General features: G+C 71.0%; 14 protein-coding genes. 7 read left to right on the top strand and 7 right to left on the bottom strand.

The genetic code is table 11. From position 1 onward, the window contains the following. The first annotated feature begins 4 nt into the window (after positions 1 to 4). Complete coding sequence (locus tag NIE111_RS05715; protein WP_238683363.1) at positions 5 to 595, top strand: HhH-GPD-type base excision DNA repair protein; 591 nt, start codon at positions 5 to 7, stop codon at positions 593 to 595. A 9-nt stretch (positions 596 to 604) separates the two neighbouring features. Here NIE111_RS05715 and NIE111_RS05710 read toward each other — a convergent pair whose 3' ends face one another. Together NIE111_RS05710 and NIE111_RS05705 are read right to left on the bottom strand one after the other, a co-directional pair. After that, entirely contained in the window at positions 605 to 916 is a 312-nt protein-coding gene (locus NIE111_RS05710) for a YlcI/YnfO family protein (protein WP_124858894.1), read from the bottom strand. A 17-nt stretch (positions 917 to 933) separates the two neighbouring features. Next, positions 934 to 1,218, bottom strand: a complete 285-nt coding sequence (locus NIE111_RS05705; protein WP_030489374.1) for a hypothetical protein — start codon at positions 1,216 to 1,218, stop codon at positions 934 to 936. 104 nt (positions 1,219 to 1,322) lie between these two features. Between NIE111_RS05705 and NIE111_RS05700 the strand changes: the two genes are divergently transcribed. Continuing rightward, entirely contained in the window at positions 1,323 to 1,682 is a 360-nt protein-coding gene (locus NIE111_RS05700; protein WP_181518647.1) for a DUF3099 domain-containing protein, read from the top strand. Between the two features lie 53 nt (positions 1,683 to 1,735). Here NIE111_RS05700 and NIE111_RS05695 read toward each other — a convergent pair whose 3' ends face one another. Then, positions 1,736 to 2,635 (bottom strand): carbohydrate kinase family protein, encoded by a 900-nt coding sequence (locus NIE111_RS05695; protein ID WP_238683362.1) that lies wholly within the window; start codon positions 2,633 to 2,635, stop codon positions 1,736 to 1,738. Then, positions 2,632 to 3,567 carry a pseudouridine-5'-phosphate glycosidase gene (locus tag NIE111_RS05690; protein ID WP_238683361.1) on the bottom strand — a complete coding sequence of 312 codons (936 nt, stop codon included), beginning with the start codon at positions 3,565 to 3,567 and terminating at the stop codon, positions 2,632 to 2,634. Before NIE111_RS05690 ends, NIE111_RS05695 begins: the two co-directional genes overlap by 4 nt. Positions 3,568 to 3,655: 88 nt before the next feature. Here NIE111_RS05690 and NIE111_RS05685 point away from each other — a divergent pair, with 88 nt between their 5' ends. From NIE111_RS05685 to NIE111_RS05675, 3 genes are all read left to right on the top strand, one after another. Then, positions 3,656 to 3,874, top strand: a complete 219-nt coding sequence (locus NIE111_RS05685) for a DUF3039 domain-containing protein (RefSeq protein WP_007456912.1) — start codon at positions 3,656 to 3,658, stop codon at positions 3,872 to 3,874. A gap of 40 nt (positions 3,875 to 3,914) precedes the next feature. Continuing rightward, a complete protein-coding gene (locus tag NIE111_RS05680) occupies positions 3,915 to 4,577 on the top strand; it encodes a trimeric intracellular cation channel family protein (RefSeq protein ID WP_238683360.1) in 663 nt (220 codons plus the stop codon). Between the two features lie 190 nt (positions 4,578 to 4,767). Continuing rightward, a complete protein-coding gene (locus tag NIE111_RS05675) occupies positions 4,768 to 6,501 on the top strand; it encodes a DEAD/DEAH box helicase (RefSeq protein ID WP_238683359.1) in 1,734 nt (577 codons plus the stop codon). 722 nt (positions 6,502 to 7,223) lie between these two features. Here NIE111_RS05675 and NIE111_RS05670 read toward each other — a convergent pair. Together NIE111_RS05670 and NIE111_RS05665 are read right to left on the bottom strand one after the other, a co-directional pair. After that, complete coding sequence (locus NIE111_RS05670) at positions 7,224 to 7,457, bottom strand: DUF7455 domain-containing protein (protein ID WP_030489368.1); 234 nt, start codon at positions 7,455 to 7,457, stop codon at positions 7,224 to 7,226. Positions 7,458 to 7,702: 245 nt separating this feature from the next. Next, positions 7,703 to 9,313, bottom strand: coding sequence for an RNA polymerase sigma factor (locus tag NIE111_RS05665; RefSeq protein WP_238683358.1), 1,611 nt, complete (start codon positions 9,311 to 9,313; stop codon positions 7,703 to 7,705). A gap of 668 nt (positions 9,314 to 9,981) precedes the next feature. On the opposite strand from NIE111_RS05665, the gene NIE111_RS05660 reads away from it, so the two are divergent. Continuing rightward, a complete protein-coding gene (locus NIE111_RS05660; protein WP_238683357.1) occupies positions 9,982 to 10,800 on the top strand; it encodes an inositol monophosphatase family protein in 819 nt (272 codons plus the stop codon). 108 nt (positions 10,801 to 10,908) lie between these two features. Here the strand turns inward: NIE111_RS05660 and NIE111_RS05655 are convergent, their stop codons facing one another. Next, a complete protein-coding gene (locus NIE111_RS05655) occupies positions 10,909 to 11,421 on the bottom strand; it encodes a LytR C-terminal domain-containing protein (protein ID WP_238683395.1) in 513 nt (170 codons plus the stop codon). Between the two features lie 432 nt (positions 11,422 to 11,853). Here NIE111_RS05655 and NIE111_RS05650 point away from each other — a divergent pair, with 432 nt between their 5' ends. Next, positions 11,854 to 12,150, top strand: coding sequence for a DUF4193 domain-containing protein (locus tag NIE111_RS05650; RefSeq protein ID WP_007075406.1), 297 nt, complete (start codon positions 11,854 to 11,856; stop codon positions 12,148 to 12,150). Positions 12,151 to 12,267 lie beyond the last annotated feature (117 nt).

Raw genomic sequence — 12,267 nt, 5'->3', positions numbered from 1 at the left:
CAGGATGGTCCGCATGACGCTTGTTCTGCCCATCGACCCGGAGGCCAACCGGCTGCTGGAGCGCAGCCCGCTGGCCCTGCTGCTCGGCATGGTTCTTGATCAACAAGTGCCGATGGAGAAGGCGTTCTCGTCGCCGTACGTGCTGGCGCAGCGGCTCGGCCATGAGCCGGACGCGGCGGAGCTGGCCGGGTACGACCCGGAGGCCCTGGTCGCGCTCTTCGCCCAGCCGCCCGCGCTGCACCGGTTTCCGAAGGCCATGGCGGCCCGGGTGCAGGAGGTCTGCCAGGTGCTTGTGGAGCGGTACGACGGTGACGCGGCGCTGCTCTGGGCCGAGGTCGCCGACGGGCCGGAGCTGCTGCGCCGGGTCTCCGCGCTGCCTGGCTTCGGCAAGCAGAAGGCGCAGATCTTCGTGGCACTGCTCGGCAAGCGGTTCGGGGTGACCCCACAGGACTGGCGGAAGGCGGCCGGAGACTACGGCGACCCGGGCGCGTACCGGTCGGTGGCCGATGTCACCGACGCCGATTCGCTGCGTCGGGTGCGGGAGTTCAAGCAGCAGATGAAGGCGGCGGCCAAGGCGAAGACGGCCGGCGGCTGAGCCGTCTGTTCAGGCGGCGGTGGGGTGCGCCAGCGAGGCCAGCGCCCGCCGGACGTCGGCCAGTGAGACGGTCGCCGAGTCGTCCAGGTCGGCCAGGCCGGCCTCGATCCACTGGCGCATCAGCGTGGTGACCCCGATGCCCCGGGCGTCGGCGGCGGCGCGGACCCGCTCGTAGGTGTCCAGTGGCAGCCGCACCGAGCGGCTCACCATCGGCACGTCGCTGTCGGGGGTGGGCAGCTCCGCCGCCGGGCTCTCGTCGATCAGCTCGGCGATGCGCTCGCCGCCGCCGTGGAACTGCTTGGTCGCGTCGTTACGGTGCATCGTCACGGCCTCCTCATCTACCGAGATCTCCGCACGGCCTCGTCGTAGCGCTTGGACTCGACGTCGCTCAACTCGCGGGCGGAGAGGATGTCCCAGTCGTTGTCGGTGCCATCGGCCTCGGCGAGCAGCACCGCCAGCCTGCGGCCCCGACGGGCGGCGGCGTAGACCACCATCACGTCGTCACCCAGATGACGGATCACCCGTCGGGCGCTGTGCAGCGCCTCCCAGACTTCCCCGGGTGTGACGTCGTAGACCCTCAGGTTGGCCAACGCCTCGTCGGTGAAGCTGAACCTGCTGCCCACATCGCGGAGCGTACCACGCGCGTAACACGCGGCGGGATGAGTCGAAGTTCGCTGATCACGGACCCGCGGTGACAGGATGAGGCGTAACCCCCTCGAGGAGGTCCATGGTGAAGCGTCAGGCGTACCAGCCGATCCTGATCACCGACGCCTCGCGCAGCCAGGGTGATCAGCTCAACAGCCGTCAGCGCCGCTATGTCCTGATGATGGGCATCCGGGTGGCCTGCATCATCGTCGGCGCGATCCTGGTCGGTGCGAACGCCCCACTGCTCTGGCTCTGGCTGCCGTTGTGCGCCCTCGGCATGGTGCTCATCCCCTGGCTGGCCGTGCTGCTGGCCAACGACCGGCCGCCGAAGGAAGAGCACCGGCTGGCCAATCGGTTCCACCGCCGGCACACGGACGACACCCCGCCGATGAGCCTCACCGCCGAGGAGCGCCCACACAAGGTCATCGACGTCGAACCCTGACCCGCAAACGGGCCAGGGTTCGAGCAGTCGGGGCTGTGGCCGTGTGACGGCCGCTACGCCCGTGGCCGAGCCCCGGCCGTGGAGACGGCAAGCGCGCCCAGGTCGGTGGCGCGGCTCAGTGCCGCGGTCGGGGTGGCGCCGGCGAGCCACGCGGTGAGCAGACCGGCCGCGAAGGCGTCGCCCGCGCCCGTGACGTCCACCACCGCCACCCGGTTGGCCGGAGCCACGCAGACCGGCGTGGTGCGGTCCACCCAGACCGCGCCGGCCGCGCCGCGCTTCACCACCACCCGCCGAGCCGTCGCCGACAGCACCCGCCCCTGCGCCGCCGGGTCCAACCCACCGGCCAGCACCGTGGCCTCGTCCGCGTTGACCAGGAGCAGGTCGATGTCGCGTACCCAACTCAGGAACGCCGCCGCGCCGACCCGCCGCAACGGCGCCGCGGAGGCCGCGTCGACGCTGATGGTCAGCCCGCGCTCGCGGGCGGCGGCCAACGCCCGCAGCCCCGCGCCGCGCGACTCCGCGTCCAACAGGGTGTACGCGGACAGGTGCAGATGCCCAGCGCCGGGCGCCGCCGCGAGGGCCTGCTCGACGTGCGCGGCGCTCAGCCGCAGGTTCGCGCCCCGCTGGCTGACCATGGTGCGCTCGTCGTCGGCGGCCAACACGATGACAGTGCCGGTCGCGGCGCCCTCGACCCGCTCGATGGCGCAGTCGACGCCCGCCCGCTCCAGCTCGGCCACCCGGTCCCGCCCGGCGTCGTCGTGACCGACGGCCCCGACGAGCGTGACGTCCACCCGCTGCGCGGCGATCCAGGCGGCGGTGTTGGCCGCCTGACCGCCGCCGCCGAGACTGATTGCGGCCCCGGTGTCCGAGCCGGCCGCGAGCGGCCCGGACAACACGGCGACCACGTCGGTGATCACGTCCCCGACGACGACCATCCGGGCCGGTCGGGTCATGCCGGGACGGCGGTGCCGCGGGCCACCGAGGCGACCGCGATCCGTGCGGCCAGGTCGGCGTTGCGCAGGATGATCCGCACGTTCACCGCCAGGCTCGCGCCCTCGGTGGCCGAGTGGAAGTGCGCGAGCAGGTACGGCGTGACGGCCTTTCCGGTGATCCCGTCCCGCTCCAGCAGGGCCAGACCCGCGGTGAGCGTCCGGTCGTGCAGCTCCGGGTCGAGCTGCTCGTCGACCGGCAGCGGGTTGGCGATGAGCATCCCACCGGTGTGCACGGCGTGCTCGTCGCGGGCGGCGAGCACTGCGGCGACCTGCTCCGGCGAGTCCACCGACCAGTCCAGGTCGAAGCCGGCGTCGGTGAGGTAGAAGCCGGGGAACCGGCGGGTGCGGTAACCGACCACAGCGACCCCGAGGGTCTCCAGGCGCTCCAGCGTCGCGCCCACGTCGAGGATCGACTTGACCCCGGCGCAGACCACCGCGATCGGGGTCTGCGCCAGCGTGACCAGGTCCGCCGACTCGTCAAAGGTGTGCGCGGCCTCCCGGTGCACCCCACCCAGCCCGCCGGTGGCGAACACGCCGATGCCGGCGGCCGCGGCCACCGCGCTGGTAGCGGCCACCGTGGTCGCGCCGTCCGCGCCGGTCGCGGCGGCCACCGCGAGGTCGCGGACGGAGAGCTTGGTCACGCCGTCGACGGTGGCCAGCCGGGTCAGCTGCGCGTCGTCCAGGCCGACCACGAGCTCGCCGGCGATCATGCCGATCGTCGCCGGAACGGCCCCGGCGTCCCGAACCGTCCGCTCGATCTCCCTGGCCACGCGCAGGTTCTCCGGTCGGGGCAGACCGTGCGAGACGATGGTGCTCTCCAGGGCGACGACGGGCCGGCCGTCGCGCAGGGCTTCGGCGACCTCGGTGCCGTAGCTGATGTGAAAGTCAGTCACACGGGCACCGTACGGGGTGGGGCCTCGGCTGGCCTCAAGTGGACCCGGCCGTGATGACCTGCCAAACTTGTCGGTTGGAGGTGCAGACGTGAGCACAGAGGTTCTCGAGCGTCCGGAGCTGAAGGACGCCGATACCGGTCCAGAGATGTTCCATTACGTCCGCAAGGAGAAGATCGCCGAGAGCGCCGTCATGGGCACTTTCGTCGTCGCTCTCTGCGGCGAGACCTTCCCGGTCACCAAGGCGGCCAAGCCGGGTTCGCCGGTCTGCCCCAAGTGCAAGGAGATCTACGACTCGTACCGTGAGTGAACCTCGACCGGTGCTCCGACCGGCGACGTAGCCTGCGGCGGTGACCACCTCCACCGCCCTGCTCCTCGCCGACCTGACCGGGGTGGCGGTGTTCGCCGCGTCCGGGGCCTCGGCGGCGGTGGCCAAGCGACTGGACCTGTTCGGCGTCGCGTTCGTCGGCTTCGTGGCCGCCCTCGGCGGTGGGATCTTCCGGGACCTGGTCATCGACGAGGTGCCGCCGCTGGCCTTCGCCGACTGGCGGTATGTGGCCACGGCCGCGATCACCGCACTCGCCGTCTTCTGGCTGCACCCGCAACTGGCCCGACTGCGCACCACAGTGCTGGTGCTGGACGCGGCCGGCCTGGCGCTGTTCACAGTCACCGGCACGCTCAAGGCGCTCGACGCCCGGGTACCGGCGGTCGGCGCCTGCCTGATCGGCATGCTCACCGCGATCGGCGGCGGCCTCGGCCGCGACCTGCTCACCGCCGAGATCCCGGTCGTGCTGCGCCGGGAGATCTACGCGCTGGCCGCGCTGGCCGGTTCGATCCTGGTGGTGCTGCTGTACGTCACCGGGCAGACCGGCCCCGCGCCGCTCACCGCCGCCGCCGTCCTGGTCTTCGGGCTACGCCTGATCGCGCTGCGTCGACGCTGGTCCGCGCCGGTGGCCACGCTGCGCCCGCCGCGCGCCGACGGGGCGGATCCACGCACCGACCGGGAGTGGTGAGACGGTCGGGCCGGCGCTCGTTCGAGTGCGGGATTGTGACCAGCGTGGCGTCGCCTGGGCCCGGCGGCCCGTGCTGGTTATGCTGAGTCGGCCTTCGCGGCAGCTTCTGCGCGGAGGCGTTTTCATGGGCGGCGGATCCTCGTGGCCCTCGCCCGGGGTCCGCCATCGTGCGGTCGGAGAGGAGCTTCGCGTGGCAGCCCGGACGCCGGTGCTCGAGACGTTCCCGGCGCTACGCGCCTGGCAGCGCAAGGCGCTGGTGGAGTACCTGCGTCGCCGTAGCGAGGACTTCACAGCCGTCGCCACGCCCGGCGCCGGCAAGACCACCTTCGCCCTGCGGATCGCGGCCGAGCTGCTCGGTGACGGCACCGTGGAGGCCGTCACAGTGGTCGCGCCGACCGAGCACCTGAAGAACCAGTGGGCCGACGCCGCGGCCCGCGTGGGCATCCAACTCGACGCCGCGTTCCGCAACGCCGACCTGCACTCCGCGGCCGACTTCCACGGCGCTGTGGTCACCTACGCGCAGGTGGGGATGGCCCCGCAGGTGCACCGGCGACGCACCATGACCCGACGCACCCTGGTCATCCTCGACGAGATCCACCACGCCGGCGACTCCCGGTCCTGGGGCGACGGGGTGAAGAACGCCTTCGAACCCGCCGTACGCCGGCTGATGCTCACCGGGACGCCGTTCCGCTCCGACGACAACCCGATCCCGTTCGTCAGCTACGAGCGGGGCGGGGACGGGCTGCTGCGCTCCCGCGCCGACTCGGTCTACGGCTACTCCGACGCGCTGCGCGACGGGGTGGTCCGGCCGGTGCTGTTCCTGGCGTACTCAGGGGAGACCCGCTGGCGTACCAACGCGGGGGAGGAGCTGGCCGCCCGGCTGGGTGAGCCGATGACCCAGGACCTGGTGGCCCAGGCGTGGCGTACCGCCCTGGACCCGGCCGGTGACTGGATGCCACAGGTGCTGCGGGCCGCCGACGCCCGACTCACCGTGCTGCGCAAGGCGGGCATGGCCGACGCCGGTGGTCTGATCATCGCCACCGACCAGCAGACCGCCCGCTCGTACGCCAAGCTGATCGAGCAGGTGACCGGCGAGAAGGCCGCCGTGGTGCTCTCCGACGACCAGGGCGCGTCCGCCCGGATCGCGACGTTCGCGGCATCCGACCAGCGGTGGTTGGTAGCGGTGCGGATGGTGTCCGAGGGGGTCGACATCCCGCGACTGGCGGTCGGGGTCTACGCCACCAGCGCCAGCACGCCGCTCTACTTCGCCCAGGCGATCGGCCGGTTCGTGCGGGCCCGCCGGTCCGGGGAGACCGCGTCGGTGTTCCTGCCCAGCGTGCCGCACCTGCTCGGGTTGGCCAGCGAGATGGAGACCGAGCGCGACCACGTACTCGGTAAACCCAAGGAAGCCGACGGTTTCGACGACGACCTGTTGGAACGCGCGCAGCGCGACGACCAGGCCAGCGGGGAACTGGAGAAGCGGTTCGCGGCGCTCTCGGCCACCGCCGAGCTGGACCAGGTGATCTTCGACGGCGCGTCGTTCGGCACCGCGGCCCAGGCCGGCACCCCCGAGGAAGAGGAATACCTCGGCCTGCCCGGTCTGCTCACCGCCGACCAGGTTTCGCTGCTGCTGACCAAGCGGCAGGCCGCGCAGCTCGCCGCCCAACGCCGTCGTACGGCCGACGGGGCCGCTCAGCCGGCCGCTGCGGCCACGGCGGCACCACCCGCACCCATGAGCGCCGCCCAGCGTCGCGTGGCGCTCCGGCGCCAACTGAACGCTCTGGTGGCCGCCCGACACCATCGCACCGGTCAGCCGCACGGCAAGATCCATGCCGAGCTGCGCCGGCTCTGCGGTGGCCCGCCGAGCGCCCAGGCCACCATCGAGCAGCTTGAGGAACGCATCTCCACCGTGCAGACCCTCTAGACCCGCCCGGCCGTGGGCGGGCTGCGCCGTGTCGGCCGTGTCGACGGTCAGGTCCGGCTTCATCGCCATCGCCCGCCGTGCCCGGTGTCGCCGCTGGTCGTGCTTGGTGACACCGGCCGGCCGTGCCTGGTGTCGCCGCTGGTCGTGCCTGGTGTCAGCGGCCAGCAGAACCGGTGCCCGGGTGACCACCGCCTCGGCGCTTGCACCGTGATCCACTCGGCTTCCTTGAAAACGCGGTGTTCGAGCGAGGTGGAAAGCGCGACTTCCTTGAACCCGAGTGGATCAACGGGGGCCTGGGCGGTGCTGCGGCTTGCCTGCCCGGAACGGCCATGGATGCCCGTGTGCGGGGCGTCCCGATCTCAAGATCGCGCAGCATCCTGGTTGTAGTGGTGTCGGTGCATCGGTGAGGCCACCACATCCTGGTTCGAGCGTGACCTTGAGGGGCGGTGGCACCCAGACCTCGCTCCGGCCTGTCGGAGCGGGCTCGTCGTCAAGATCCGCGCAGGATCAGGGATGTTGCTGACTCCGGCAGTGTCGGACGCAGCAACATCAGGGAAGTCGTTCGGATCTTGGCGCGGGGCGCGGGGCGCGGGGCGCGGGGCGCGGGGCGCGGGGCGGCCGGGCGCGGGGCGCGGGGCGGCCGGGCGCGGGGCGCCCAGACAGAAAAAGCTGACCGGAGGCACCCTCGGGGTGTCTCCGGTCAGCTATGTCGGTTTGCGGATTTAGTTCGCCATCAGATCGGCGCCACGCCAGCTGAAATCGGGCTCCGTCGCGAACCGCTCGGTGATCTTTACGAGATCCTCCGCGTACTTGTTCGCGTGGTGTCCGCAGAACACCAACTCGCTCCCACCCGTGAGAGTGATCCGGAGCTTCCCGGCAGCATTGCAGCGGTCGCACCGTTCATCGGCGGCTGGGGGAGCCGCCGTCACGGGCGGCGGCGTGAGGGTCGGGGTCATCGCCTTCCTCCTCTGGTCGTCACCGATGAACAATCTCTTCGGTCGTTGCTCACCTATCGTGCAACACCCTTACTAGGCACTGCCTTCCCTGTGTGCCCGCGGGGGACCGAGGTCACACCTGGAAGGGACAGTGTGCCGTGCACCAAGGGTGCCACGTCAACGATCACATTCGTGCATCCGGACGATCACCATCTGGTGTTGCACACCAGGTGGTCAAAACGACACGTTCGGTTGACGAAACCCGCTCAGTCCAGGTAATCCCGGAGGACCTGCGACCGGGACGGGTGACGCAGCTTGGACATCGTCTTGGACTCGATCTGCCGGATCCGCTCCCGGGTCACCCCGTAGACCTGGCCGATCTCGTCGAGCGTCCGGGGCTGGCCGTCGGTCAGGCCGAAGCGCAGGCGTACCACACCCGCCTCACGCTCGGAGAGCGTCTGGAGCACCTGCTGGAGCTGGTCCTGCAGGAGCGAGAACGAGACCGCGTCGACCGCGACCACGGCCTCGGAATCCTCGATGAAGTCGCCGAGCTGGCTGTCGCCCTCGTCGCCGATGGTCTGGTCCAGTGAGATGGGCTCCCGAGCGTACTGCTGGATCTCCAGCACCTTCTCGGGTGTGATGTCCATCTCCTTGGCCAGCTCCTCCGGGGTGGGCTCGCGGCCCAGGTCCTGGAGCAGCTCACGCTGTATGCGGCCGAGCTTGTTGATGACCTCGACCATGTGCACCGGGATGCGGATGGTGCGGGCCTGGTCGGCCATGGCGCGGGTGATGGCCTGTCGGATCCACCAGGTGGCGTACGTGGAGAACTTGTAGCCCTTGGTGTAGTCGAACTTTTCCACGGCCCGGATCAGACCGAGGTTGCCCTCCTGGATCAGGTCGAGGAAGGCCATGCCGCGGCCGGTGTAGCGCTTGGCCAGCGACACCACCAGTCGGAGGTTCGCCTCCAGGAGGTGGTTCTTGGCCCGCTCGCCGTCGCGGGAGATCCAGCCCAGGTCACGGACCATGTCCCGGACGAGCTTCTCCTCGCCCTCGTCGGCAGCCCGCAGCCGCTCGGCGGCGTAGAGCCCGGCCTCGATCCGCTTGGCCAGCTCCACCTCCTGCTCGGCGTTGAGCAGCGGAACCTTGCCGATCTGCTTCAGGTACGCCCGGACGGAGTCGGCGGAGGCGGTCAGCTCGGCGTCGCGTCGCGCCTGCTTGAGGGCCTCGGACTCCTCGTCGTCCCACTCGAAGTCGTTGTCGGTCGCCGAGGCGGCGGCGTCGGTCTCGGCGGCCTGGGCCAGCTCGGCCGGCTCCTCGACCACGACGTCCTCGATCGCGGCGGCCAGTTCCTCCGGGTCGATCTCGCCCTCGGCGCCCTCGCCCTTGGCCTTGCCGCCAGCCTTGGTCGGCTTGGCCCCGGCAGCCGCGGCCACCGTCGCCTTGGTGGCTCGGGTCGACTTGGTCGCCTTCGCCGGCGTCGCCGTGGCGGCCTCGGCGCCGGTGCCGGTCGCCTTGCGAGCGGCCACCTTGCGCGGGGCCGACGTCGCCGGGGCGTCGTCGCCGGCGGGTGCCTGCTTCGGGGCCGGCGCGGCGGCCTTCTTGGTGGTCTTTGCGGTGGTGGCCCGGGACGCCGGCGTGGTCGAGCGGGCCGCGGCGACGCGGCGACGGGTGCTCGCCGAGCCGTCCACCACGACGGTCACTCCCGCCTCGGAGAGCGCCCGCAGGATCTTCTTGGCCTGGGCCGGAGTCACCTCGGCGGACTCGACGGTGCGCGCGAGCTGAGCCGACGTGAGCTGGCCACCGGCGCTCTGGGCGTGGGCGATCAGGGTGTCGGTGAGCGAGCGAACGTCGGCGCCGGGCTGGCGGGGTTCTGTCACGAATGACCTTCCGGAGGCGAAGAGCGGGCACGGCGGGTTCGTCCAGCGCAGCGAGGGTTACCGTGCCGGGCGATGTGGTTGAGGGACCCTCGTGTCACGGTCCGGCCGGTGGTCGGCGGTCCGTGCCGCGTGGGCAGGGGTGAATTGTAACGCCGTCTGCGGCGATCATCCTGCTCCGCACCACGTACCGCCGGTGGGGACCGTCGGTGGGGCGGAGATATGGGCTTCGCGGTAATGATAGCCGCGCGGCCGGCGAAGGGCTTCCGTCGTCGCGCCAGGTAGCGCGCAGGTCGTGTCCGAACTGCCGTCTGAGCAGGCAGTACGAGGTCGACGTGGCGATTGCGAGGATGCGCGTGTGGATCACCGAGGTCGCTGTCGGTCCGGCCGGCGGCGTGCCCACCAGGTCGCGGTTGGGCAACGGTTGTGAGCCGAGCATGGACGGGGCGGTAAGCACTTAAGCGACATTACCAACCGAAAGGGGCATATTGGCGGAGGTCGGCCGCTCAAGCCGCGAGGGCGTCGCGGGTGTGCCCCCCTCGCAGCGGATCCCCGGCGCCGAAGATCCTGGTCTGGTGCCGTCGTACGGCGTCGGGAACGATGATCTTCGGGAGCCTGGGTCGGTAGTTCCACCCACCCACATGCACCCGGAGTGCGGAAAGAGGCGAATCATGACCAACTCGGCCACGACACCGTCGGAGCTGCTGACCATCGCGGTGGAGGTGGCTCGGGCGGCGGCGGACACCGCGTACCGGATGCGCGCCGAGGGGGTCGTCGTCGCCGCCACCAAGAGCACCGTCACCGACGTGGTCACCGCCGCCGACCGGGCGGTCGAGCGGCAGATCCTCGACGCGTTGGCCGCGCTGCGCCCGGACGACTCGGTGCTGGGCGAGGAGTACGGCGAGGAAGCTTCCGGCGCGACGCGCAGCGGTGTGCGCTGGATCGTCGACCCGATCGACGGCACTGTGAACTACCTGTACGGACTGCCGCACTCGGCGGTCTCACTGGCCGCCGAGGTGGAGGGGGTGGTGGTTGCCGGCGTGGTGCGCAACGTGAGCACCGGCGAGGAGTGGACCGCCACGGCCGGCGGTGGGGCCTGGCGCGACGGTGTCCGGTTGCGATGCTCCGGGGAAGTCGATCTGGGGCAGGCGCTGGTCGGCACCGGCTTCGGCTACGACGCCCGCCGCCGGGCGCACCAGGCGCAGGTGGTCGCCGGTCTGATCGCACACGTACGTGACATCCGTCGGCTCGGCGCCGCGGCGCTGGACCTCTGCCTGGTCGCCGAGGGGCGGCTCGACGCGTACTTCGAAAAGGGTCTTGCGGCCTGGGACCTGGCCGCTGGCGGGCTGGTGGCCGCCGAGGCGGGGGTTCGGGTCGCTGGCCTGGCCGGTCGGCCGCCAGGGCCGGACCTGGTGGTAGCGGCCCCGCCCGCCCTCTTCGCGCCGCTGCACGACCGGTTGGCCGCGCTGGACGCCGCCGGCGGTCCCTGACCGGCGGACCAGCTCAGCCGGCTCCGGCCTTTCCAGTGGCCGGCTCTGGCCGGTGGGCCAGGTCGGTGCAGATCGCCGACCTGGCGCTGCGGTGGGCCGGTTACGCCGTCACTTGGCGGGCGGGGACGGGCAGGCGCCCTTGGGGGCCTCCGGCGGACCCGAGTCGCCGAGCGACTGGTTGACCTCGGTCGTGGTGGCGAGCTGCTGGAAGCGGTTGCCCAGCACCACGTCCACGGTGTCGTCGGCACGCTTCGGGTCGTAGCCCGGAACGGCGTTGTTCAGGAAGTACGCCTGGAGCAGGTGCGCGGAACCGACGCCCTTCGGGCCGTACCGCAGCAGCGCGACGCTGTCGACCTTCTTCTCGTTCCCGGTCTTCTTGACCTGGAACTGTCGATTGCTGAACTCGTCGGCGACGGTGTGGGCGAGACCGGGCTGATCCGTGGCGTTGAACACGTTGATCTTGACGTCCTTGCGCTCGCGCAGGGTCAGATCCGCCAACGGCCAGCCCTCGGGGCAACCCGCCGCGGTGCCCACGTTGCCCTGGCTGTCGCGGACCACGGCCACGACGACGAAGACCAGGGCGATGATCGCCAACAGGCCGACGACGACGAGTGCTCGCACGCGCGCAAAACTCATCAGGGCACTCCCCGGACCTCAGTGGGTGGTGGCGGCCAGGAACGATCGCTCAGGCCGCCGGCCGTCGAATACGCCGCTGAGGTTAACGGTTGTCCGGCCGTCGCGTGGAAACAGCCCGACATGCCGGCGCGCCGACCGCGAACCGGGTACTACTACCCCTATCTTCGTGTCGCCTGAATCACATTGGGAACAACTTCGCGTGCGGGGGCGTACATCTCAGCCGCAAGGGCGGTATACATGCCTCGCCCAAGGGGGGGTAAGGTTCCGCGCTCGCAGGGGAGTCGCCCCAGCGAGCTCGACCCGTTCGGTCCTCGGGTCGGGTGCCCGACACAAGTGGTGGCCGGCCAGCGGAACCGAAACAGCGTCGTCCGGCGTTACAACCGGAAGCGACAACATCGATATGGGAGAGTGAAACCGATGGCCACCGACTACGACGCCCCGCGTCGCGACGAGGTCGACCTCGGCGAGGACAGCCTGGAAGAGCTCAAGGCACGGCGCGTCGACTCACAGTCGGGCGCGGTGGACGTCGACGAGGCCGAGGTGGCCGAGAGCTTTGAGCTGCCCGGTGCCGATCTGGCCGACGAGGAGCTCACGGTCAAGGTGCTTCCGATGCAGCAGGACGAGTTCCGGTGCGCCCGCTGCTTCCTGGTCCACCACCGTAGCCAGCTGGCGGTCGAGCGTAACGGCGAGCTGATCTGCCGCGAGTGCGTCTGACAACCACAACAACACCGGCGGCGGCCTCCTGAACGGGGTCGCCGCTGCCGGTGTAGGCATGCGGCAGCGGTGGGTACCTGCTTGACTCGTAGCGGGTAGCCACAGCACCGGGAGGTC

It is taken from the genome of Micromonospora hortensis (assembly GCF_022230935.1).
Classification (GTDB): Bacteria; Actinomycetota; Actinomycetes; order Mycobacteriales; family Micromonosporaceae; genus Micromonospora; species Micromonospora hortensis.
Note: the sequence above shows the minus strand (reverse complement) of the source record. Positions and strands in the feature narration are given on the sequence as shown.

Bases quoted from the DNA above. Each gene is read 5' to 3' on its own strand.
- NIE111_RS05710 (WP_124858894.1), bottom strand. From the start codon at position 916: ATGCACCGTAACGACGCGACCAAGCAGTTCCACGGCGGCGGCGAGCGC.
- NIE111_RS05670 (WP_030489368.1), bottom strand. From the start codon at position 7,457: ATGACCCCGACCCTCACGCCGCCGCCCGTGACGGCGGCTCCCCCAGCC.
- NIE111_RS05700 (WP_181518647.1), top strand. From the start codon at position 1,323: ATGGTGAAGCGTCAGGCGTACCAGCCGATCCTGATCACCGACGCCTCG.
- NIE111_RS05715 (WP_238683363.1), top strand. From the start codon at position 5: ATGGTCCGCATGACGCTTGTTCTGCCCATCGACCCGGAGGCCAACCGG.
- NIE111_RS05650 (WP_007075406.1), top strand. From the start codon at position 11,854: ATGGCCACCGACTACGACGCCCCGCGTCGCGACGAGGTCGACCTCGGC.
- NIE111_RS05695 (WP_238683362.1), bottom strand. From the start codon at position 2,635: ATGACCCGACCGGCCCGGATGGTCGTCGTCGGGGACGTGATCACCGAC.
- NIE111_RS05660 (WP_238683357.1), top strand. From the start codon at position 9,982: ATGACCAACTCGGCCACGACACCGTCGGAGCTGCTGACCATCGCGGTG.